Consider the following 23,283-nt stretch of genomic DNA (forward strand, 5'->3'; position numbering starts at 1 on the left):
GATGCCGGCTGGTCACGATCGGCGGACCAGCCATTTCTTCGCGACACGGCAGGCCATCGTATAGGCCGGATTGAAGACATTGCCGACATCATAACGCACCACCTGTCCCAAGAGATGGCTTGCTGCCGTTCTGTCGAGGCCGTAATCCGAGGCCAGCCAATTCAGCATTTCGCTGGTGGCATGCTGAAGCGCCTGATCGAGGGGCCTGGCATTGCCGATGGTGAAGATGTCTTCGGCGGTTTCTCCGCGTGGCCAGACCAGTCCGGCCTTCTTTTCCACCGTCAGCCGAACTGTCACTTCGAAAGTGGTTTCGACGCCGGTGCCAACGATCTCACCATCGCCCTGCACGGCATGGCAATCGCCGAGAAAGAACAGCGCGCCGGGAACCGATACCGGAAAACGAACGGTCGTGCCGGGGCCGAACAGGCGATAATCCATGTTGCCGCCATATTCGCCGCTAGTCGCCGTCGAGATCGCCTGGCCGAGGCTGGGCGCCACCCCGAAACAGCCGATCATCGGGTCGAGCGGCAGAACGAGATTTTCGAGGCCGGCGACCGGCTCGGACAGCCGGACGGTCAGCGCTTCGCGATCGATGGCCCAGATCGCCATGTTGCGCGACGGCAGGTTGCGAACCGTTTCGGGATCGATGACATTGGCCGCGACGATGCTCCGGGTAAAGCCGGTGCCCCTGGTCGGAACCATGCTGATGATTTCGACCTTCAGCGCATCTCCGGGTTCGGCGCCATCCACGAAGATCGGGCCGTTCATCGGGTTCGGACCAGATGTCCGCCGGATGCCGTCCTTGTCATAGCCGATGGCGTCGAGCGTCTCAGTGACGACTGTATCGCCGTCGGCGATATGCAGCGCCGGCGCAAGTGAACCGAGAACATTGTGAAAAAGCGTCGGAATGAAGCGGTGAGTGGTCATGGGAATACAGCTCTCGCTCGTTTCGAATGCCAGGGGCCGCGGCTGGTCTGCCCGGCGGAGTCCAGACTAGAGCAGAGATTACCTGGGAAGCCAACACGCCCGAGGCATGCGATCTGATCTTGCCTTGCATCCCCTGGATACTATATGTAGGTATGTACCTACATGGAGAAGAGTAATGAACGTGACAAGTCTTTCCAGCCGCGAACTCAATCACGACGTGAGCAGGGCAAAGAAGGCGGCGCAAAATGGTCCTGTCATCATTACGGATCGCGGCAAACCATCCCACGTGTTGATGACCTATGACGAATTCGAGCGTCTCACCGGCAAGCGCCGCAGCCTGGTCGATGCTCTCTTCATGCCGGGTTTGTCAGATATTGACTTCGACCCGCCTCGTGTTGAGATCGCACCGCGCGGGGTCGATCTGTCTTGAAATATTTGCTGGATACCAACGTTGTTTCCGAATTGCGTAAGGTCGGAGACGGCAAGGCAGATGCCAATGTGGTCGCATGGGCCGGGGCGCAAGATACCGCGAGCTTATGCATCTCCGCCATCACGATCCTGGAGCTGGAGCGTGGAATACTCGGCGTAGAGCGCCGCGATGCGGCGCAGGGGGCTCGTCTGCGTACGTGGCTGGAAAATCAGGTACGGCCGGCATTCGCCGGCCGTATCCTGTCGATCGATGACGCGATCGCGACACGCTGCGCGCATCTGCATATTCCGGATCGGCGCAATGAAGCCGATGCTCTGATTGCCGCAACCGCCCTGGTTCTCGGCCTGACCGTGGTTACGCGCAATATCCGGGATTTCGAAGGCGCGGGCGTTGTCGTGTTGGATCCGTGGCAGGGTTGATGTCTTTGCGTCCGGTCATGGCAGCTGGTGTATGGTCACATCAGGAACGACGTGTCGCGCGATCTCGCAGAGATGCCAGTGATGCGTGAGGTAGATGACCTGTCCGACCTTCGCCATTGCGCCGAGCAGGCGGAAAACCTCTTCGGAGCGGGGATTGTCGAAGCTCTCCATGATGTCGTCGGCGACGAACGGCACGGGCGGGCGAAGCGCTGCAAATTCCTCGTAGCCCGCCAGCCGAAGCGCGAGATAAAGCTGGAACTGCGTGCCGGTCGACATCGCGTCCGCCAGCTTCGAGCCGCCGTCGCGCGAGACGCCGATCAGTATTTCCTTGTCCCGGTCGGGCTGGGTCGTCAGGCCGGAATAGTTGCCGCCGGTGATCAGGTGAAAAGCTTGCGATGCGCGGTTCATCATCGAGCTGCGATGTTTTTCGCGATAGATGTGCAGCGCCTGTTCGGCCGCGAGCGTGCCGGCGCGCAGCGTCAGATGCCGCACGGCCAGTTCCTCGATCTCGAGGAAGATGGTTCGGCGTTTGGCCTCGATCCGCGCCACCGCGTCGTCCCCGCCGACGGCCTCGAGCTTCTGCCGCGCCAGCGACACGTCGGAATAGAGAAGTTTCGCCCGCTCGGTGAGATCCTCGATCCGGGCACCAAGCTCGATCGCATCGCGCTCGGCCGCATCGGCGTCGATATCGGCAAGGCGGCATTCGGCTTCGGAAAAACTTGCCGCGCGCAATGCCTCGGTGATCTGGCCGCGCAAGGTAGCGGCGCGCGCCTCCAGCCGGTCCCGCTCCCGGACCTGGTTCAGGAATACCTCGACCGAGGCAAGCGAGTCCGTGCCGAAATAGCCCGTCAGTTCGTTCCTGCGGGCATTGTGAACGGCCAGTTCCTCCTCTAGCGCCCGGCGTTTCTCCAACTGTTTTTCGAGATCCGCCTGACGGTCTGCCCGAAGCTGTGCGGCATGCCGCGCCGCCTCATGGCGTTCCACCAGTGCATTGGCCGAAGCGAGCGTATCGGGTGCCAACCGGCTGAGGCCGCCGTCCGCGAGGAGCCCGGCAATATCCCCACGGAATTGCTCCTGGTCGCGCTCCATCGCGGCAACGCGGCTTGCGAGGTCATCCCGCTCCTTCAGGATGGCGGGCAGTGTGGCGAGCGCATCCAGCATGGCGCGGACGGCGGCCATCGAGCCGGCCTTGTCGGCAAACCAGGTTCGCGACAGCGCTTCCGCCCATTCCCGGTTCCAGGCCTCGACCGCGGCCTCTGCCTCCTGCTGGTCGCGCTCACGTTCCCTGACATCGCGGTCGAGATCGCCGATTGCCTTTTCGTGCGCCTGCCGCGCCGCCTGTTCGGCTTTGCCGGCGGCAAGCATATCGCTCGCCGCCTGCATCAGCGCGGCGACCGGCAGATCGTCGGCGCCACCATGGCCGGCATCCACAAGGCTCGCGGCAAGCGTCGCGGCATGGCTGTCCAGTTCGCCGCGCAGCGCGTCTACCGCCTCTTCGGCCCGCTGCAGTTCGTCCCAGGCGGCCAGCGCCGCGGCTCGCTTGCTGCTCCATGCCTCGAGTGTTGCAATGCGCGCCGCAGCTTCGGCGTCATATTCGATTGCCTCGGGCAGCAGACCACCGATGCGGTCGGCAAGCCCATCATGTTCGGCGCGCGCCTCGGCAAGCAATTCCCTTTGCCGTTCGATCGCTGCCGCCGTTGCCGCTTCGGTCTGGCGGAGCTGGCGCAGCTCGGCCAGTTCCTGCGCGCGTGACAGCCGGCCGGCGGACACCACATCGTCCTGGCGCATCCGCTCCTCGAATGTCCGGGCGGTGGCGGCATTCAAGCTGGCAAGATGCGCCCGCCAGGCGGCATCGCGTTCATCGCGCAGCCTCGCGGCCTCGGCATCGTCGATCGAACCGCCGGCGACGAAAGCGGCGATCCGGGCTTTGGTCAGCGCCTGTTCGGTGCCGAGATCGCGCAGCCGTGCCTCGTGATCGGCAATCCGCTTGTCGATGGAGATCGCCTGGCCACGCCAGGCCTCGGTCTGCCGAGGCTCGGCAGCGGTCGTCCGCTGCAGGGCGACGGCATCCCCTGTCCAGGGCGCAAGCTGTGCGAACTGCTTCTCCTGAATTCGCTTCGCCTGCGCGAGCGCACGTTCTTCCAGGGTGAGCCGCATTGCGAGATCGGACCCGGCCAGCCGGCTCAGGGCGGCTTCGATGCGACCGAGACGCGCGGGATCGACGACCGCGGCTCCGTTTTGCGAGCCGCCTTCCTTGTTCAGCCTTTCGAGATTGTCGCGCGCCCGCACCAGTTCGCGGCCCGCGGCAGCCAGGTTGGCCTCGACGCCGGAACGTCGCTCGATGAGATCGCGGACGATGCCGATCAGCGAGGCGGGCAGCAGCAGCGCCTCGGGCGTCGCATGGCCAGGCTGTTCGAGATCGGCCAGCAGCCGCACCAGCACGCCTTCCTGTTCGGCCAGCGCCAGCCGGCGCTTCGGCAGATCGCTCTCAGCCGCGAGATAGCGGGCGCGGCCCTGATCCAGCATGTCCATATGCGCAGCGACCGCCAGCGCCTTGTCGTCGATCGCGATCGCCTCGATCTCGTCGGCAAGCTGGCGCAGCGTGCGGTCGGCGGTTTCGACAAGCGCCTGCAGCCGCGTCTCGTCGTGGAAAAGCTGCGGCAGCAGGGTGAACCATTCGGAGGGCGGCCGCGGCAGATCGCCCATGCCGGCTGCATCGGTGTCCAGCCGCCGAAGTTCCAGCGCCGCGGGCAGGGCGCCGAGAAGACGCGTCAGCTCCTGGTGCCGAGCCTTGGCCCCGGCCAGTTCCCGCGTCGTCGCGGCATAGGCGGCGTCGGCCTGCTCGTGGGTCGATTTCAGGCCCGAATAGGTGGAGGCAAGCGTGTCGATGGCATTGCGCTCGGCCTTCAGCGCTTCGAGCGCGCGTTTGAGTTCCGCAAGCTTCGTGCTCGACGACCGCTTCTTGTAGATCCCATTGGCTTCGTCGGCTGCCGTTACCAGCGAACGGCTGAGGCCGGCGAGGCCCGAGCTTGCCGAGAACAGCAACTCGCCGAGCTCGCCCTTGCTTTGTATGATGGCGTTGCCGCCTTCCTTGAGCGACTGGTCGTCGAGCGAGAACATGGTGCGATAGGCGTCGCGGCCGACGCCGCCGAGCGCGCCGGCCAAAAGCGCCTCGTTCACAGCCTGTCCCCGATCATCGACGAGGCTGCCGGTCCGCAATTTGAGCCGGGCCAACTCGTGGTCCGCGCCTCCGAATTCCAGCCGCGCACCGACCTTCATCGTGTTGTAGGGATGCAGGAAATTGTAGGTGCTGCGCTCGCCTATGCCGTAGAGCAGGTCGAGATAGGCGGCGAAGGTGGTCGACTTGCCCGCTTCGTTGAGGCCATAGACGATGTGCAGATCGGGCGAACCCGGTCGGACCGCGCCGAAATCGATCGAGTGGTCGGTGAACTTGCCATAACGGATGAGGTCGAGACGGCGCAGGCGCATCAGCTGTCTCCCCGCTCCGCAGCCTTCATCCGGGCGGCGATGTCCTCGGCGCCGTCGGCGAGAAGGCTGTCGATGAAGCGTTCGAAACCCGCCTCGTCATGCCCGGCAAATGCCCGGCTCTCGGGCGGCAGGTCGGCGAGCAGGTCGCGGACCATCTCCCTGACATCGTCGCGAAACCCGCTGCGGGCGATGACCTCGTCCCGCATCAGCGCGCCGAGCTCGATGACGGGATCGGCAACGGCTTCGTCGGCGAGGGGCACCGGCGCTTCGAAGGCGAGCTCCAGCTTCTCGATCCAGGTCCGGCCGACCCGGTCACCGCGCTGCTCGGCTTCCGTCTGCATCAGGTCGACATCGCGGCGAAGCTGCCAGGAGAGCGGCGTGCGACCGGAAAGCCTGAGGCGCGCGACGAGATGCGGCGAGGCCGTATGATCGCGCTGCGCCTGTAGTGCCGCTTCGATCGCCATGGCCGCGTCTCGCCAATCGTCGACACCCGTGAGGTCGACATCGACGCGCTCGAACTGCGCGATGCTGGTGCGCCGCTCCTCGACCGTCACCGTCCGGTCGTCCGCCACGGTCACCAGCGACACCGTCTTGACGCCCGACTCGTTGATGTCGCGGCCTTGCGGCATGCCGGGCATGATGACCGTCGCCGTGCCGGGATAGTGGCTGCGCTGATGAAGATGGCCGAGCGCCCAGTAGTCGAATCCCGAGGCGTGAAGGTCGAGCACGTTGCAGGGCGCATAAACGTCATGGCCGGCCGATCCGGCAAGGCTCGTATGCATGATGCCGATATTGACCGCACCTGCGACCGGCGGCTTGAACTTCGGCAGAAGCGGGTCCGGCGCCTGCGGCTTGGCGAAGCTCAGACCGTGGATCGCGATCGACAGACTGCCCTTCGTCGCCTCCACGGTCTCGGCGTGGCCGCCGAAGACCTTCACCGTATCGGGCATCACCAGCTCCCTGGCGATCTTCGACATCGCATCGTGATTGCCGCGGATCTTGAAGACGCAAATCCCCGCCCGGTTCAGCCGTTCCAGCTGGCTTGCCAGGAAGCGCGCCGTCTTCATCGACGTCTGCTCGCCGTCATAGAGATCGCCGGCGATGACCAGCGCATCGACCTGCTCCTCGAGGCAAAGGTCGACGATCGCGATCAGCGCCTGCCGGCTGGCGTCACTCACGAGATCGGCCAGCTCGGCGTTGCGAAGCGCCAGCGACCGCAGCGGAGAGTCGAGGTGGAGATCGGCAGTGTGAACGAAACGATAAGCCATGAATGCAGAAATCGTGTTGCGACAGAATGATGAGCCGGTGCCGTCGGACAGATGAACGCGCGGTCGCTGTCACGTGGCCGTGAGGATGAGAATATGGAGCACGCGTCCAAGGGGCGCGAGCGAAATGGCCCGGCAAACCGGCCCATCCACAATCAATGTTGCTCGACCGGGGCCGGTCCGGCCGCCGGCACACTCTACGATACCAGCCGATCGGCGACCAGCATCGACAGCCACTGCCTTGAAACGCAAAAGGGCTTCTTGACACAAAGGCCGCTGCGGTCTTTGATGGCGACCATTCACCAGGGGTGTCCCGGCAAGGGGCTGAGATTCTGCTAGACGATTCGGCTTTGCCGATTGTGGCGCAGTGACCCGTTGAACCTGATCCAGTTCATACTGGCGTAGGGACGGTGCGGACGCTGCGGCTGTTGGGCGGATTTTCGCTTTGTCGCGCAAGGCGTCTTTCCATCATTCCAACACTGGAACTGGGTCTCCAAACGTCAAACCTTGGAGCCTCATCCATGAATATTGTTGCACCCCAGCTTACTCCCGTCGTCACCACCGGCTCGCTTCCGGCCTCGACCAAGATCGTCAAACCCGGAACGCTCTATCCGGATCTGCGCGTACCGATGCGCGAAATCAGCCTTCACCCGACCTCCGGCGAGCCGCCGGTTACGGTCTATGATTCCTCCGGCCCCTATACCGATCCGGCCCATATGGTTTCCATTGACGCCGGGCTGCCGCGTTTGCGCGAAGCCTGGGTCAGGGCGCGTGGCGACGTCGAAGCCTATGAAGGCCGGGTGGTGAAGCCTGAAGACAATGGTTTTGCCACGGGCGAGCGGCTGACGCCGGAATTTCCCATTCGCAACACGCCGCTAAAGGCAAAGGCCGGACGCGCCGTCACCCAGCTCGCCTATGCGCGGGCCGGCATTATCACCCCGGAAATGGAGTTTATCGCGATCCGCGAAAACCTCGGCCGGCAGGCCGCGAAGGAGGCGCTCGCGCGCGACGGCGAGAGCTTCGGCGCGCATGTTCCGGATTTCGTGACGCCCGAATTCGTGCGGCGGGAAGTCGCCGAGGGCAGGGCGATCATCCCCGCCAATATCAACCACCCCGAAACCGAACCGATGATCATCGGCCGCAATTTCCTGGTGAAGATCAACGCCAATATCGGCAATTCGGCGGTCACCTCGTCGATGGCGGAAGAGGTGGAGAAGATGGTCTGGGCGATCCGCTGGGGCGCCGACACTGTCATGGACCTTTCCACCGGCCGCAACATTCACAACATCCGCGAATGGATCATTCGCAATTCGCCGGTTCCGATCGGCACGGTGCCGCTTTACCAGGCGCTCGAGAAGGTGAACGGCATTGCCGAAGATCTGACCTGGGAAGTCTATCGGGATACGCTGATCGAACAGGCCGAGCAGGGCGTCGATTATTTCACCATCCATGCCGGCGTGCGGCTGGCCTATATCCCGCTCACCGTCAATCGCGTCACCGGCATCGTCTCACGCGGCGGCTCGATCATGGCCAAGTGGTGTCTGCATCACCACAAGGAGAGTTTCCTCTACGAGCATTTCGAGGAAATCTGCGACATCTGCCGCGCCTATGACGTCTCCTTCTCGCTCGGCGACGGTTTGCGTCCGGGATCGATCGCGGATGCCAATGACGCAGCGCAATTTGCCGAGCTGGAAACGCTGGGCGAACTGACCAAGGTTGCCTGGGCGAAGGACTGCCAGGTGATGATCGAGGGCCCCGGCCATGTGCCGATGCACAAGATCAAAGAGAATATGGACAAGCAGCTCAAGGTCTGCGGCGAAGCGCCCTTCTATACACTCGGACCGCTGACGACCGACATCGCGCCGGGCTATGATCACATCACCTCCGGTATCGGCGCCGCGATGATCGGCTGGTTCGGCACGGCCATGCTCTGCTACGTCACACCGAAGGAGCATCTGGGGCTGCCCGACCGCAGCGACGTCAAAACCGGCGTCATCACCTACAAGATCGCCGCCCATGCCGCCGATCTCGCCAAGGGACATCCGGCCGCCCGCATCCGCGACGACGCGCTGTCGCGCGCGCGCTTCGAATTCCGCTGGGAGGATCAGTTCAACCTCTCCCTCGACCCGGATACGGCCCGCTCCTTCCACGACGAGACCCTGCCGAAGGAGGCGCACAAGGTGGCGCACTTCTGTTCGATGTGCGGCCCGAAATTCTGCTCCATGCGAATTTCCCACGACATTCGCGCCGAAGCTCAGAAAGAGGGATTGGAAGCGATGGCGGCCAAGTACCGCGATGGCGGCGATCTCTACATGCCGGTCGCAGAGGTCGCGAAAACTCCCGCCGGAGAATGACCATGCGCGTTCTCGTCAAAGGGGCCGGCGTTGCCGGCCTCACCGTGGCCTGGCAGCTCTATCGCCACGGCTTCCGCGTCACCCTTGCGGAGCAGGCCGACAAGGCCGGCGCCGGCGCATCCGGCTTTGCCGGCGGCATGCTGGCGCCGTGGTGCGAACGGGAAAGTGCGGAGGAGCCGGTGCTGACGCTCGGTCGCCTTGCCGCCGATTGGTGGGAGGCGGCATTGCCCGGCCATGTCAATCGCCGGGGAACGCTTGTCGTGGCGGGCGGGCGCGATTCCGGCGAGCTCGACCGCTTTTCCCGCCGGACAAGCGGATGGGAATGGCTGGACGAGGCGGCGATCGCCGCTCTGGAGCCTGATCTCGCCGGCCGCTTCCGCAGGGCGCTGTTCTTCCGGCAGGAAGCGCATCTCGATCCACGGCAGGCGCTCGCCGCCCTGGCCGCAGGGTTGGAGGACGCCCGCATGCGTCTCATGCTCGGCGTCACGGGCGAAGCTGATCTTGCCCATTATGACCGGGTAATCGACTGCACCGGTGCCGCCCAGATCGGCCGGCTGCCTGGATTGCGCGGTGTTCGAGGCGAGATGCTCTGCATCGAAACAGGCGAGGTCAGTCTCTCCCGCCCCGTCCGCCTGCTGCATCCGCGCCACCCGATCTATATCGTGCCGCGCAAAAAAAACCGCTTCATGGTCGGGGCGACGATGATCGAAAGCGACGATGCCGGCCCGATTACCGCGCGTTCGCTGATGGAATTGCTGAACGCCGCCTACGCCTTGCATCCTGCCTTCGGCGAGGCACGGGTCACGGAAACCGGCGCAGGCGTGCGGCCCGCTTATCCCGACAATCTGCCGCGCGTGACGCAGGAGGGACGCACCCTCCATGTCAACGGCCTCTACCGCCACGGCTTTCTGCTGGCGCCGGCCTTGGCCGGCGAAGTGGCGCGGCGTCTTCTCACAGAACAAGGACCTCAGGAAAGGAGGGCGTCATGACCTTCATCATCAATGGCGAGGAACAGGAGGTCGCGGCCGCGACGCTCGCAGATCTGCTTCTCGCTCTGGACTACGAAGGCGGGTGGCTGGCGACCGCGGTGAACGGCGAACTGGTGCACCGCGAGGATCGCGCCGATTTCGTGCTCGGCGAGCGCGACCGCATTGAAATTCTCTCACCGATGCAGGGAGGCTGACATGCTGAAACTCTACGACGTCGAGGTCCATTCCCGGCTGCTGCTCGGCACCGCCCGCTACCCGTCGCCCGCCGTCCTGGCAGAAGCCGTGAGACGCTCGAAGGCCGAAATTGTCACCGTCTCGCTGCGGCGCGAGGCCGCCGGCGGCAAGGCGGGCGGCGCCTTCTTCGAGCTGATCCGCGAGCTCGGCGTGCGGGTGCTGCCGAATACGGCCGGGTGCCACAGCGTGCAGGAGGCTGTGCTGACGGCGAAGATGGCGCGCGACGTTTTCCGCACCGACTGGATCAAGCTCGAAGTGATCGGCCATCACGATACGCTGCAGCCCGATGTTTTCGGCCTTGTCGAGGCGGCCCGCATCCTGACCGGCGAGGGCTTTCAGGTCTTCCCCTATACGACCGACGACCTTGTCGTCGCCGAAAGGTTATTGGAGGCCGGCTGCCGCGTCCTGATGCCTTGGTGCGCGCCGATCGGCTCCGCCATGGGGCCGGTGAACCCGATGGCACTGCGGTCATTCCGAGCGCATTTTCCGGATGTGCCGCTCATCGTCGATGCCGGCATCGGCCGCCCGTCGCATGCCGCCGCCGTCATGGAGTACGGTTACGACGCCGTTCTTCTCAACACCGCCGTTGCCGGCGCAAGCGACCCTGCCGCCATGGCCGAGGCCTTCGCACTTGCCATCGATGCCGGCCGCCTCGCGCATGGCGCCGTACCGCTGGAGCCGCGCGACATGGCCGTTCCCTCAACTCCCGTCATCGGAAAGGCCATCTTCTCATGACGCTCGACCCCTTCTATCTCATCGTCGACAGCGCCGAATGGATCGAGCGTCTCGTGCCGCTCGGCGTCAAACTCGTCCAGCTGCGCATCAAGGACCGGCCGGAGCCGGTGCTTCGCGAGGAGATCCGGCGTGCGAAAGCCGCCTGCGTGGCAGCGGGCTGCCAATTGATCATCAACGATTACTGGAGGCTGGCGATCGACGAGGGATGCGATTTCATTCATCTCGGGCAGGAAGACCTGATGGCGGCCGATCTGGCTGCCATTCGCCGCGCCGGCCTGAAGCTCGGCCTTTCCACGCACGATCCATCAGAACTAGAAACCGCGCTGGCCGCCGCGCCGGACTATGTTGCCCTTGGGCCGGTCTGGCCGACGATCCTCAAAGAAATGAAATGGGCGCCGCAAGGCGTCGAACGCCTTGCGGCCTGGCGGCGGCGCGTCGGACCAATGCCGCTCGTGGCCATTGGCGGGATCACCGCCGAACGCGCGCCGCTGGTATTGGAAAACGGCGCCGATAGCGCTGCCGTGGTCACCGATATCACCCGCAATCCGGATCCCGAGGCCCGCACACGACAGTGGCTGGCCGCGACCGCGCCTTGGCGATCTGTCGGTTGAGACGCCGCATGGCTGAAGTGAAATATATTTCAAGTCGTGAATTATATTGACAGTCCTCGAGCTTTACGCTTAGCTGCCCATACCGGACGTCGAGGAGGAAGTCCGGACTTCAACACGATCAGCGGCGCTTTTCGGCGCCCTCGGGCTTTTGGGAGAGGCTTCGGCCTCAAGGAGGACTCTTGCGCACTTTACTCACCACGACCGCAATGGCGGTTTTTGCTGCAACGTTTATCGCCGGCTCCGCCGCCGCTGCGACGGAGAACCCGTTCCGCTGCAAGCCAGGCGAAAAATACGTCATGAACGTCATGGTTTCGGGCGTCGAATATTGGTTCCCGGTTTACGAGATGTTCAAGCAGGCGGGGCAACAGCTCGGCTGCGAAACGGAATATACCGGCACGCCGGAATATGACGTCAACAAGCAGATCGCCACTTTCGACCAGGCGCTGGCGCAAAATCCGGCCGGCATTCTCGTCCATCCGATGAATTCCGACCCGTTCATCGAGCCGATCAACCGCGCCATCGGCCAGGGCACGGCGGTCGTCACCTTCGCGGCAGACTCGCCGCTCTCCAAGCGCGTCTCCTTCATCACCTCGGACAATACCCGCGAAGGCACCTATGCCGCCGATGCGATCGCCGAGAAGATGGGCGGCAAGGGCGAATATGCCGTTCTCGAAAACCCCGGCCAGGACAACCACGACAAGCGCATCGCCGCCTTCATCGCCCGCATGGAAGAGAAGTGGCCGGATATGAAGCTCGTCGGCCGCGCCGCATCCAACCAGGATCCGACCAAGGCTTACCAGGGGCTTTCCAGCCTCATCCAGGCCAATCCGAACCTCGGGGCGGTTTTCATGCCGGAAGCGAATTCGGCGATCGGCGCCGCGCAGGCCAACAAGGAAACCGGCGGCAAGGTCCTCGTCATGTGCGCCGACGTCAACGCCAACATCCTCGACATGATCAAGGCCGGCGAAGTCTTCGGCTCGATCAACCCGAACCAGGGCATGCAGGGTTATATGGGCTTCATGCTGCTGTGGCTCGCCAAGCACCCGGAACTGATCGATCCGATGAACGACGCCAAGCGCTCGGGCTTCAACCCGATGAGCATCCCGGTCGTCGACAACGGTCTCTCGATCGTGACCGCGGCAAATGCCGACGACTTCTATTGGGACAAGTATCTCAAGCATCGCGGCACCAAGGGCATCGAGGAATAAGACCCCGACAGGCCATCCGCACTTTTCGGTGCGGATGGCCGAGACGGAGAGGAGGAAGATGATGGCGGAGCCCGTGCTCACCATTCATGGTGTCACCAAGCATTTCGGGGCGGTGAAGGCGTTGACGGATGTCGACTTCACGCTCGAGCGCGGTGAAGTCCATGCGCTTTGCGGCGAGAACGGCGCCGGCAAGTCGACGCTGATGAACATCATCGCCGGCGTGCTGCAGCCGACCGAAGGCGAAATCCGCGTCGACGGCAAGGCTGTGCGCATTTCCTCTCCGGCCGCCGCCCAGTCTCTCGGCATCGGCCTGGTGCATCAGGAAATCGCGCTCTGCCCGGATGCGACGGTCGCTGAAAACATGTTCATGGCGGCGACCAACCGTCGCCGGGCGCCGCTCATGAACTACCGCGGGCTGGAGCGCGATGCGCAGGCGGTGATGAACCGGCTTGCCGCGATCGATGTCCGCCGCAAGGTTGCCGACCTGCCGATATCAAGTCAGCAGCTCGTCGAGATCGCCAAGGCGTTGACGCTCGACTGCCGCGTGCTGATCCTCGACGAACCGACGGCTGCCCTGACCGAGACCGAGGCGCAACAGCTCTTCTCGATCATCCGCGACCTCAAGGCGAACGGCATTTCGATCATCTATATCAGCCACCGCATGGCGGAAATCTTCAGCCTCTGTGACCGGGTCACCGTGTTCCGTGACGGCCGCTACGTCTGCACCGACCGCATTGCCGACGTGACGCCGGACGACGTGGTGCGCCGCATGGTCGGCCGCGAAATCACGCAGCTCTATCCCGACAAGCTCGGTGCCGGCGAAACGTCAGGCGAGATCATTCTCGAGGTCGACGGCATCAGTGACGGGGTGCGTTTTCACGACGTCAGCTTCGGCCTGCGCAAGGGCGAGATCCTCGGCATCGGCGGCCTTATCGGCTCCGGCCGCACGGAAATCGCCGAAGGCATCTGCGGATTGCGGCCGCGCACGGCGGGAACCGTCCGCCTGCAGGGCGACGTGAGACCGATCCGCGCCTATTCCGATGCCGTGAAAGCCGGCATCGTCTACCTGTCCGAGGACCGCAAGGGGTCAGGCGTCTTTCTCGAAATGTCCATCGCGCAGAACATATCAGTGCTGGATCTGAAGGCGCTCACCAATTCGGTCGGCCTGCTGAATGGCCGCGCGGAGGCCGCGCTAGCAGATGATTTTGCCCGAAGGCTTGCCGTGCGCATGAGCGGCATCGAGGCGCCCGTGAAATCGCTTTCCGGCGGCAACCAGCAGAAAGTGGCGATCGCCAAGCAGCTCGCGGTGAAGCCGAAGGTCATTCTGATGGACGAGCCCACGCGCGGCATCGATGTCGGCGCGAAAGCGGAGATCCACCGCCTGCTGCGCGAGCTCGCAAGCTCGGGCATCGGCATCATCGTCATCTCGTCGGAAATGCCGGAGCTGCTCGGCCTTTCCGACCGTCTGCTGGTCGTCCGCGAGGGACGCATCGCCGGCGAACTCGGTGCCGACGAGATGTCGGAAGAGGCCGTGATCCGCCTTGCTTCCGGCATGGGCAGCGCAAGGGCGGCAGACCATGCCGCGTGAAGAGAACATGGGAGAGAGGGAAATGGCAATCGACACGATGGCGGCAGGCTTGCCCAGGACGTCGTCCTTCAAGCGCATCGGCACGATGCGCGAGGCCGGGCTGATCGCGATCATCCTGGCGCTCGGCATCATCATGAGTTTCGCCTCGCCGCACTTCCTGACGCTCGGCAATTTCCGCGCGATGCTGATGAGCTTTTCCGTGGAAGGCATCGTCGTCGTCGGCATGACGATCCTGCTCATCGTCGGCGGCATCGACCTTGCGGTCGGCTCCGTCGTCTGCTTCGCGATGGTGCTTTCGGGCTCGCTCTTTCTCGCCGGACTCGATCCGTGGACGGCCTCGCTTGCCGGCATTCTTGCCAGCAGCGCCATCGGCGCCATCATGGGTTTCTTCGTGACCGTCGTCGGGCTCAACCACTTCATCACGTCGCTGGCGGGCATGGTGATCGTGCGTGGCCTCTGCCTCATCATCACCAAGGGCACGCCGCTCTCGCTCTTCACGCTGCCTCCCGGCTTCAAGGCGGTGGGGCAGGGCACGTTCTACGGCATTCCGTATGTCATCCTGATCTTCGTCGCCGTCGTCATGCTGTTCGATTTCCTGCTGCGCCGGGCGACCGCCTTCCGCAAGGTGTTCTACACCGGCAGCAATGAAAAGGCGGCGCTCTATTCCGGCATCAAGACGAACCAGGTGAAGTTCTGGGTGACGGTGCTCTGCTCGACGCTCGCAGGTGTCGCCGGCGTCATCTACATGTCCCGCTTCGGCGCGGCGACACCCACATTCGGCGTCGGCATGGAGCTGAACATCGTCGCCGCCGCGGTGATCGGCGGAGCCTCGCTGAACGGCGGCTCGGGAACCATCCTCGGGGCCATCCTCGGCATCGCGCTTCTTTCCCTCGTCACCTCGTCGCTGATCCTGCTAAATGTTTCCGTCTATTGGCAGGACATGATCAAAGGATGCATCTTGCTTGCCGCCGTATCCATCGACCATTTCCTGCACAAGCGGAAGGCCGCCTGACATGCCGATCGCCAAACTGAAACCCAGGACGACAGCCCCGCGCGAAGAAATCGTCATCGCCCGCCAGATGCACCAGGCCCTCGTCCTGCATTTTCTGGAAGGTCTGACGCAGGCGCAGATCGCCGATCAGCTCGGAATCTCGCACGCCACGGTCAACCGTCTCATCAAGCGGGGCCGTCAGCTCGGCCTGGTCGAAATCAAGATCAAGTCGCCGATCGAACCGCTGGTCGATATGGAGGAGCGGCTTCTGGCGCTCGGCGGCATCAGCCGCGCGGTCGTGGTCCCGACCGTCTCCGACAATCCGCAGACCGCGCTGCAGGCGGTCGGCGAGGCGGCAGCCCGCCTGCTGCTCGAAGAAATCGCCGATGGCGATACCATCTGCATCACCGGCGGCAAGGGCGTCAGCGCCGTCGTCGCCGGCCTGCAGGCGCCGCGCCGCTTCGATGTCGAGGTCATCCCGGCCACCGGCTGCGTGCAGGGCAAACACTATACCGACGTCAACCACGTCTCGACGCTGATGGCCGACCGGCTCGGCGGGCGCTCCTACCAGATCCACGCGCCGCTTTTTGCCGATGACGCCGAGCAGCGGTCGATGCTGATCAATATGCGCTCCGTCGCCGACGTCTTCCGGCGGGCGCGCGAAGCCAAGGTCGCAGTGGTCGGCATCGGCTCGATCCTGACCGATGATTCGAGCTATTACGACCTGCACCCTTCCTCCAGCACCGATCGCGCGGCAATCGAGCGTTCGGGCGCCAGCTGCGAACTGCTCGCCCATTTGCTCGACGATCACGGCCGCGTCTGCGACTACAGTCTCAACCGGTCGCTGGTTTCGCTGACGCTGCCGGAATTCGCCTCGATCCCGACGAAGATCGGCGTCGCAAGCGGCCCGAACAAGGCCGGACCGATCCTCAGCATCCTGCGCGGCAACCACCTCGATACGCTCGTCACCGACGAGGCGACGGGCGCGCGCATTCTTGAACTCGCATCCGAGGAAGGATTTTCCGCATGAGCGGCGAACAGTTGACCCGCGAAATCGGCCGCTCCGGCGTCAAGGCCTCGGCCGTCGGCCTCGGCACCTGGGCCATCGGCGGCTGGATGTGGGGCGGCACGGACGAGGCGCAATCCATCGCCGCGATCCAGGCCTCGCTCGATGCCGGCGTCACCCTCATCGACACGGCGCCGGCCTACGGCCTGGGCCGATCCGAAGAAATCGTCGGCAAGGCGCTCGCCGGACGCCGCGACAAGGCGGTGATCGCCACCAAATGCGGGCTGGTGTGGCATACGCAGAAGGGCAACCATTTTTTCGACCAGGACGGCAAGCCGGTGCACCGCCATCTCGGGCGGGACTCGATCGTTCACGAGGTAGAGGAAAGTCTGCGCCGCCTCGGCACGGATCATATCGACCTCTACATCACCCACTGGCAGGACCCGACGACGTCGATCGAGGAGACCGTCGCGGCGCTGGAAGAGCTGAAACAGGCCGGAAAGATCCGCGCAATCGGCGCCAGCAACGTCGACCGGCCGGAGCTGGAACAATATATCGCGACCGGTTCGCTCGATGCGATCCAGGAGCGGTTCAGCATGATCGATCGCCAGATCGAGGCGGACCTGCTGCCGCTCACCATCGCCAACGGCGTGTCGACGCTCAGCTATTCCTCACTGGCGCTCGGCCTGCTTTCCGGCGCCATCGGGCCCGAGCGCGTGTTTTCCGGCGACGACCAGCGCAAGGACAATCCCCGCTTTTCCGTCGCCAACCGCCGCAAGGCCAAGGATTTTGCCGAGGCGATCCGGCCTGTGGCGGAGCGCCACGGCGCCAGCATCGCGCAGACGGTGATCGCCTGGACATTGGCCCAGCCGGGCGTAACCTTCGCGCTTTGCGGCGCAAGAAACCCGGCGCAGGCGTTCGACAATGCGCGGGCCGGAACGCTTCGCCTTTCAACCGCCGATCTCGCGGCCATCGACACCGCCATATCGGCGCAGCTCGCCACCATGGACGGATAACGGACGCCATCATGAACCGTGTGGAAACAATGGACGGGCTTCGCCAAAGCCCGAAGGTGGACGTTTGCGTCCTCGGCGGCGGCATCAACGGGCTCAGCGTCTTTCGCGAGCTGGCGCTGCAGGGCGTGAACGTGCTGCTCGTCGAGCAGGGCGACTATTGCTCCGGTGCCAGTGCCGCCCTTTCGCGCATGGTCCATGGCGGGCTGCGCTATCTGGAGAATGGCGAATTCAGCCTCGTGCAGGAGTCTCTCGTCGAGCGCGACCGGCTGCTGCGCAACGCGCCCCATTATGTTGCGCCTCTGCCCACGACGGTTCCTGTTTTCGACGTCTTCTCCGGCCTCGGCAACGGTATCGTGCGCTTCCTCGGTCTCACCCGTCGTCCGAGCCGCCGCGGCGCCGTGGCCATCAAGACCGGCCTTGCCATCTACGATTTCCTGACGCGCAAACGCGCGCTGATGCCCCGCCATCAGTTCCGCGGTCGCCGGGCGACGCTGGCCAAATGGCCGGCGCTCAATCCTGGGATACGCAGCTCCGCCACCTATTACGATGCCTGGGTGAGCCATCCGGAGCGGATCGGCATCGAATTGCTGCGCGACGGCCTGTCTGCCGGTCCGAATGCCCGGGTCTTGAACTATGCGACGATCGAGCAGGCCGGGGCGGGGGGGGTCCTGCTGCGCGACGGCATCGCGGGGGAGATGTTTCGCATCCAGCCGGGTCTCGTCGTCAACGCGACCGGGGGCTGGATCGACATCGCCAATGGATCGCTTTTTCCCGAGGGCGCGCGGCCTGCCCCGCTGATGGGCGGCACCAAGGGGTCGCACCTCATCATCGACAATCCCGCGCTCCGCGACATGCTCGACGGGCACATGATCTATTACGAGAATGAGGACGGGCGCATCTGCATCCTCTTTCCCTATCTCGGCAAGGTGCTGGTCGGCTCGACGGACATTCGCGTCGATGACCCCGGCACTGTGCGCTGCGAGACCGACGAGCGCGACTATATCCTGCAATCGCTTGCCTTCGTGCTGCCCGGCATTCGCATCCGGCCGGAAGAGATCGTTTTCCAGTTCGCCGGGGTGCGCCCGCTGCCGGCCAGTAAGGACAGTTTTACCGGCCGGATCCCGCGGGATCATTTCTGCACCGTGATCGAAAGCCATGATGGCGGCCCGCCCGTGCTCTGCATGATCGGCGGCAAGTGGACGACGTTCCGCTCCTTCGGTGAGCTGGCGGCCGACATGGCGCTGGAACGGCTCCGCCGGCCTCGGCGCATCGATACGGCGGAGAGAGCATTCGGCGGCGGACGTGCCTTCCCCAAAGATGGCGGTGGCTGGGTTCGTGATCTTGCGGCGTCGACGGGCATCTCCATCGATCGCGCTGCGATCCTCTTCGAACGCTATGGCACCGATGCGGAGGATGTCGCCGGGTTCATCGCGGCAGGCCCCGACCATCCTTTGCCGCATGCCGGCTACAGCCTTCGCGAAATCCAGTATCTGATCGGCGCCGAGGCCGTCGAGCATCTCGACGACCTGCTGCTGCGCCGCACGACGCTGGCAATTTCCGGCGAACTCTCGCTCGACATGGCTGACGCCGTGCTCGGCCTGCTGGCCGCCGAAAGAGGCTGGTCGGCTGAGCGCGCCGCCGAAGAGCGCATCCGCTTTCTCACTATCATGCGCGAGCGCCACGGCGTCGCCGAAGCAACCCTTTCCGCAAGGAACGAACGAAGGAGTGAACTATGCGAGACAACCGCAAGGTCCGGATGAACCGGCTGTTCGGCAACGGCCGTTGCCTTGATGTGGCAATCGATCATGGCGTCTGCAACGAACCGTCCTTTCTCAACGGGCTGGAGAACATGCCGGCCGTCGTCAAGGCGCTGGTCGATGCGAAGCCGGATGCGATCCAGATGAATTACGGCCAGGCCGACCTGCTGCAGGATCTGCCCGGCAAGGACAAGCCGGCGCTCGTCATGCGCATCGACATGGGCAATCCTTATAACCGCATCCGCCACCGCGACATGTGGGCGGTGCTGCAGAATGAAGCGGAGCCGCTGGTCGGCGCCTTGCAGATGGATGCCGCCTGCGTGGTGGTCAATCTGTTTATGCTGCCGGATGAGCCCGATCTCTTTCGCCAGTGCGTGCAGAATATTTCGCGCGTCCGGGCGGACTGCGAGAAATACGGCATGCCGCTGATGATCGAACCGCTGGTCATGCAGCCGGTCACCGAGCGCGGCGGCTACATGGTGGACGGCGATGCCGACAAGATCGTCACCTTGACGCGGCTTGCCCGCGAAATGGGCGCCGATATCGTCAAGGCCGATCCGACGACGAATGCGGAGGATTTCCACCGCGTGGTCGAAGCGGCACGATGCCCGGTGCTGGTGCGCGGCGGCGGCAAGGAGGATCTCGCCGCCGTCTTCGCCAAATCGGCCGCCTTGATGCGGCAGGGCGCGATGGGCATGGTCTATGGCCGCAACATCTACCAGCATGCCAATCCGAGCGCCGTCGTGCGCGGGCTGATGGCGATCATCCACCAGGATACGAGCGGCGAAGAAGCCGTTGCAATCTATCAGCAAGGCTGAGGTGCTGAAGCAATTCCCGGAAAAGCGTGAAGCGGTTTATCTTTGGAATTGCGCAGGCAATGACAGAACCTTGGGAGGGGTTCGGAATGGGAGAATATCTGTTGGGGCTCGACGCCGGCAACACCGTCATCAAGGCGGTGATCTTCGACCGCGCCGGCCGGGAAGTGGCCTATGCGGGAGAGGAGGGGCATAGCCGCATGCCATGTCCCGGCCATGTCGAGCGGGATCTCGGCGAGCTTTGGGCCAACGCCAAACGCGTCATCCGCACCTGCCTCGACCGGGCAGGCATTGCTGCGGCTGATATCGCCGCAATCGGCTGCGCCGGTCACGGCAACGGGCTGTATGCGCTGGATCGCAATGGCGAACCCTTCCTCGGCATCCAGTCGCTCGATACGCGGGCGACCGGGCTCGTCGAGGAATGGGCGGCCGAGGCTGTCGGCGATCGCACCTATCCGATCGCCCGCCAACGGCCCTGGCCCTCGCAGACACCGACGCTGCTCGCCTGGCTGAAACGTCATCGACCGGAGATTTTCCAGCGCATCGGCACGGTGTTCTACTGCAAGGATTTCGTCGTCAACCGGCTGACCGGCGAGCGTGTCAGCGAGATGTCGGATATGTCAGGGGCCGGGCTGCTCGATCTCGCCGCCCGCCGTTATGACCGCACACTGATGGAAGCTTATGGCCTCGGCGACTGCATGGACCTGCTGCCGCGGCTGATCGAAAGCGCCGACATTGCCGGCAAGGTGACGGAAGAGGTGGCGGCGGAGACCGGCCTTGCCGCCGGCACGCCAGTTGTCGGCGGGCTCTTCGACGTCGTCGCCTCGGCCCTCGGCTCGGGCGTCTCGCGCACCGGCAGCGCCTCGATCATCGCCGGCACCTGGAGCATCAACCAGGTCATCATCGACGGGCCTGATCTCGGCGGACCCGTCTTCATGTCGTCGACCTTCGATCGCGCGCGCTACATGGCGATGGAAAACAGTGCCACTTCGGCCGCCAATCTCGAATGGCTGGTGCGGGAATTTTTCGATGGTGAGCATGCGGAGGGCGTCTCGCCCTTCGACGCCTGCTGCGCACTGGCGGCGGAAATCCAGCCGGCTGCCGACGACCCGCTCTATCATCCCTATCTCTACGGCGCCCAGCAGGACGGCCATGCACGGGCCGGCTTTTACGGCATTGCCGGCTGGCACACCAAGGGACACCTGATCCGCGCCCTTCTTGAAGGTGTTGCCTTCGGCCACCGCCAACACGTAGAGACGCTCCGCGGAGCGGGGGCGACCTTCGACCAGGCGGTGCTGTCCGGCGGCGGATCGCGCAGCCGCCTCTGGCCGCAGATCTTTGCCGATGTGCTCGGCGTGCCGGTTTCTGTCGCCAGCTCCAGGGAAACCGGGGCTCTCGGTGCGGCGATTGCGGCGGGAACCGGAGTCGGCTTGTTTGCCGATTTCACGGAAGGTGCGGATGCCATGGTGCGTATCGACCGGCACTATCGGCCGAATGCCGCGCTCGCTGCGCATTACGACCGGCGCTACGCGCTTTACAATGACATAGCGGAAGCCATGGCGCCGCTTTGGCGGCGGCTTTCGGCAGCCGAACCTACGGCGACGGGAGCTGCAACGTGACGATGGATGGCAATGAAACGGCGATAGACGAGGGAAGCTACGACTTCATCATTGTCGGCGCCGGCTCCGCCGGCTGTGTTCTGGCAAACAGGCTGTCGGCCGATCCGAAAACCCGGGTGCTGCTGCTCGAGGCTGGGGGCACGGACCGCTATCACTGGGTCCATGTGCCGATCGGCTATCTCTACTGTATGGGCAATCCGCGCACCGACTGGATGATGAAGACGGCCGCCGAGGCCGGCCTCAATGGCCGCGCACTGAACTATCCGCGCGGGAAACTTCTCGGCGGCTGTTCGTCGATCAACGGCATGATCTACATGCGCGGGCAGGCGGCCGATTATGACGGATGGCGGCAGGCCGGAAACGCCGGCTGGGGCTGGGACGATGTTCTGCCCTATTTCCTGAAGTCGGAAGACAATTACCGTGGCAAATCCGCCGTGCACGGCGCCGGCGGCGAATGGCGCGTCGAGCGCCAGCGCCTCTCCTGGCCGATCCTCGACGCCTTCCGCGATGCAGCGGAAGAACTCGGCATCCCGAAAACCGACGATTTCAACGACGGCGACAATGAAGGCTCCGGCTATTTCGAGGTCAACCAGAAGGGCGGCCTGCGCTGGAACACGACGAAAGCCTTCCTGCGGCGGGCGATGAAGCGCGGGAACCTTCGCGTCCTGACGGGCGCGGAGACGGAACGGCTGGAGTTCGACGGCAAGGCGGTTTCCGGAGTGCGTTTCCGGCTTGGCGGCCAACTCTGTAACGCCCGCGCCTCCCGCGAGGTCGTATTGTCGGCGGGTGCCATCAACTCACCCAAAATCCTAGAACTCTCCGGCATCGGCCGGCCGGAAGTTCTTTCGGCCCTTGATATTCCGGTTCGTCACCCCCTGAAGGGCGTTGGCGAAAATCTTCAGGATCACCTGCAGATCCGCACGGTCTTTAAGATCGAAGGCGCGCGCACCCTGAACCAGCTTTATCACAGCCTCTTCAGCCGCGCCGGCATGGGCCTGCAATATGCCGTCAACCGGTCAGGCCCGCTTTCCATGGCGCCGAGCCAGCTCGGCATATTCGCCAAAAGCGATCCCGCCGTCGCCACGGCGGACCTCGAATATCATGTCCAGCCGCTCAGCACCGATCGGCTCGGCGAGCCCTTGCACCGCTATCCCGCGGTCACGGTTTCCGTCTGCAATCTCCGGCCGGAAAGCCGTGGCACCGTGCATGTCACGACAGGCGACGCCAGCCAGCCGCCGGAAATCCGCCCGAACTATCTTTCGACCGCCGGCGACCGGCTGCTTGCGGCAAAATCCATCCGCCACGCCCGCAGCCTGATGCAGACGAGGGCCATCTCCCGTTTCAACCCGCAGGAAATGCTGCCGGGCCGGGAATATGAGAGCGACGACGACCTGATCCGCCGCGCCGGCGACATCGCCACGACGATCTTCCATCCCGTCGGCACCTGTAAGATGGGCAGCGATCCGATGGCGGTGGTGGATGCGCAGCTGCGCGTGCACGGCATGTCGAAGCTTCGGGTCGTCGACGCTTCCATCATGCCGGCGATCGTCTCCGGCAACACGAACTCGCCGGTGATCATGATTGCTGAGAAGGCGGCAGAAGCCATCATCAAAGGCGATTAGAGAGGACCATGCCCGCGCAACCAACCGGCCGTCGCGTCGCTCGACGCCCGCCGGAGCGTCTCTGCGTTGATATCTCGGTGACGTTGGCTTAGGCGCGACGAGCACTGTCCCAGCCGTTTCGCGTTCGCCCCCATAATCGAGTTCCATAATAGAACTTACGCCAGATTCGCCTGTAGCCGCAAAGTTAGAATGTCCTGATTCTGCAAAG

19 protein-coding genes and 1 riboswitch are annotated in these 23,283 nt (G+C 64.2%); of the genes, 16 read left to right on the forward strand and 3 right to left on the reverse strand.

What is annotated here, in order from left to right; translation table 11 throughout:
* Positions 1 to 12: 12 nt before the first annotated feature.
* Complete coding sequence (locus tag CO655_RS22580) at positions 13 to 927, reverse strand: acetamidase/formamidase family protein (protein WP_097666740.1); 915 nt, start codon at positions 925 to 927, stop codon at positions 13 to 15.
* Positions 928 to 1,102: 175 nt separating this feature from the next.
* On the opposite strand from CO655_RS22580, the gene CO655_RS22585 reads away from it, so the two are divergent.
* Together CO655_RS22585 and CO655_RS22590 are read left to right on the forward strand one after the other, a co-directional pair.
* Entirely contained in the window at positions 1,103 to 1,357 is a 255-nt protein-coding gene (locus tag CO655_RS22585; protein WP_004677292.1) for a type II toxin-antitoxin system Phd/YefM family antitoxin, read from the forward strand.
* Entirely contained in the window at positions 1,354 to 1,776 is a 423-nt protein-coding gene (locus CO655_RS22590) for a type II toxin-antitoxin system VapC family toxin (protein ID WP_097666742.1), read from the forward strand. The genes CO655_RS22585 and CO655_RS22590 overlap by 4 nt, the downstream gene beginning before the upstream one ends.
* A 15-nt stretch (positions 1,777 to 1,791) precedes the next feature.
* On the opposite strand, the gene CO655_RS22595 is transcribed toward CO655_RS22590, so the two are convergent.
* Together CO655_RS22595 and CO655_RS22600 are read right to left on the reverse strand one after the other, a co-directional pair.
* Positions 1,792 to 5,265, reverse strand: a complete 3,474-nt coding sequence (locus CO655_RS22595; RefSeq protein WP_097666744.1) for an AAA family ATPase — start codon at positions 5,263 to 5,265, stop codon at positions 1,792 to 1,794.
* A complete protein-coding gene (locus CO655_RS22600; protein ID WP_097666746.1) occupies positions 5,265 to 6,533 on the reverse strand; it encodes a DNA repair exonuclease in 1,269 nt (422 codons plus the stop codon). The genes CO655_RS22595 and CO655_RS22600 overlap by 1 nt, the downstream gene beginning before the upstream one ends.
* Positions 6,534 to 6,824: 291 nt before the next feature.
* A riboswitch (TPP riboswitch) is annotated at positions 6,825 to 6,956 on the forward strand.
* Positions 6,957 to 7,051: 95 nt separating this feature from the next.
* Between CO655_RS22600 and thiC the strand changes: the two genes are divergently transcribed.
* The 14 genes from thiC (at position 7,052) to CO655_RS22670 (ending at position 23,075) form a co-directional block, all read left to right on the forward strand.
* Positions 7,052 to 8,884 carry a phosphomethylpyrimidine synthase ThiC gene (gene thiC / locus CO655_RS22605; RefSeq protein WP_097666748.1) on the forward strand — a complete coding sequence of 611 codons (1,833 nt, stop codon included), beginning with the start codon at positions 7,052 to 7,054 and terminating at the stop codon, positions 8,882 to 8,884.
* A gap of 2 nt (positions 8,885 to 8,886) precedes the next feature.
* Complete coding sequence (gene thiO / locus CO655_RS22610) at positions 8,887 to 9,873, forward strand: glycine oxidase ThiO (protein ID WP_245423880.1); 987 nt, start codon at positions 8,887 to 8,889, stop codon at positions 9,871 to 9,873.
* Positions 9,870 to 10,067 carry a sulfur carrier protein ThiS gene (thiS, locus tag CO655_RS22615; RefSeq protein ID WP_088393589.1) on the forward strand — a complete coding sequence of 66 codons (198 nt, stop codon included), beginning with the start codon at positions 9,870 to 9,872 and terminating at the stop codon, positions 10,065 to 10,067. The genes thiO and thiS overlap by 4 nt, the downstream gene beginning before the upstream one ends.
* 1 nt (position 10,068) lies before the next feature.
* Positions 10,069 to 10,842: a thiazole synthase gene (locus CO655_RS22620; RefSeq protein WP_097666752.1), complete on the forward strand. Its 774-nt coding sequence runs from the start codon at positions 10,069 to 10,071 to the stop codon at positions 10,840 to 10,842.
* Positions 10,839 to 11,453 carry a thiamine phosphate synthase gene (locus CO655_RS22625; RefSeq protein WP_097666754.1) on the forward strand — a complete coding sequence of 205 codons (615 nt, stop codon included), beginning with the start codon at positions 10,839 to 10,841 and terminating at the stop codon, positions 11,451 to 11,453. Before CO655_RS22620 ends, CO655_RS22625 begins: the two co-directional genes overlap by 4 nt.
* Before the next feature lie 179 nt (positions 11,454 to 11,632).
* Entirely contained in the window at positions 11,633 to 12,661 is a 1,029-nt protein-coding gene (locus tag CO655_RS22630; protein ID WP_097607630.1) for a substrate-binding domain-containing protein, read from the forward strand.
* A 61-nt stretch (positions 12,662 to 12,722) separates the two neighbouring features.
* Positions 12,723 to 14,249 carry a sugar ABC transporter ATP-binding protein gene (locus CO655_RS22635; RefSeq protein ID WP_097666755.1) on the forward strand — a complete coding sequence of 509 codons (1,527 nt, stop codon included), beginning with the start codon at positions 12,723 to 12,725 and terminating at the stop codon, positions 14,247 to 14,249.
* Between the two features lie 22 nt (positions 14,250 to 14,271).
* The gene (locus tag CO655_RS22640) at positions 14,272 to 15,261 is read left to right on the forward strand and encodes an ABC transporter permease (RefSeq protein WP_176539290.1); all 990 of its coding nucleotides are present in this window, start codon (positions 14,272 to 14,274) and stop codon (positions 15,259 to 15,261) included.
* 1 nt (position 15,262) lies between these two features.
* Positions 15,263 to 16,270, forward strand: coding sequence for a sugar-binding transcriptional regulator (locus CO655_RS22645; RefSeq protein WP_064685329.1), 1,008 nt, complete (start codon positions 15,263 to 15,265; stop codon positions 16,268 to 16,270).
* Positions 16,267 to 17,262, forward strand: coding sequence for an aldo/keto reductase (locus CO655_RS22650; RefSeq protein ID WP_097607633.1), 996 nt, complete (start codon positions 16,267 to 16,269; stop codon positions 17,260 to 17,262). Before CO655_RS22645 ends, CO655_RS22650 begins: the two co-directional genes overlap by 4 nt.
* 11 nt (positions 17,263 to 17,273) lie before the next feature.
* On the forward strand, positions 17,274 to 19,022 hold the full coding sequence (locus tag CO655_RS22655) for a glycerol-3-phosphate dehydrogenase/oxidase (RefSeq protein WP_170965024.1): 1,749 nt from the start codon (positions 17,274 to 17,276) through the stop codon (positions 19,020 to 19,022).
* Positions 18,995 to 19,837: a class I fructose-bisphosphate aldolase gene (locus CO655_RS22660; protein WP_097607634.1), complete on the forward strand. Its 843-nt coding sequence runs from the start codon at positions 18,995 to 18,997 to the stop codon at positions 19,835 to 19,837. The genes CO655_RS22655 and CO655_RS22660 overlap by 28 nt, the downstream gene beginning before the upstream one ends.
* An 86-nt stretch (positions 19,838 to 19,923) precedes the next feature.
* The gene (locus CO655_RS22665; RefSeq protein ID WP_097607635.1) at positions 19,924 to 21,453 is read left to right on the forward strand and encodes an FGGY-family carbohydrate kinase; all 1,530 of its coding nucleotides are present in this window, start codon (positions 19,924 to 19,926) and stop codon (positions 21,451 to 21,453) included.
* Positions 21,454 to 21,455: 2 nt separating this feature from the next.
* The gene (locus CO655_RS22670) at positions 21,456 to 23,075 is read left to right on the forward strand and encodes a GMC family oxidoreductase (protein WP_097666765.1); all 1,620 of its coding nucleotides are present in this window, start codon (positions 21,456 to 21,458) and stop codon (positions 23,073 to 23,075) included.
* Positions 23,076 to 23,283 lie beyond the last annotated feature (208 nt).

Origin of the sequence: Rhizobium sp. M1 (assembly GCF_002531805.1) — a bacterium.
GTDB lineage: Bacteria > Pseudomonadota > Alphaproteobacteria > Rhizobiales > Rhizobiaceae > Rhizobium > Rhizobium etli_C.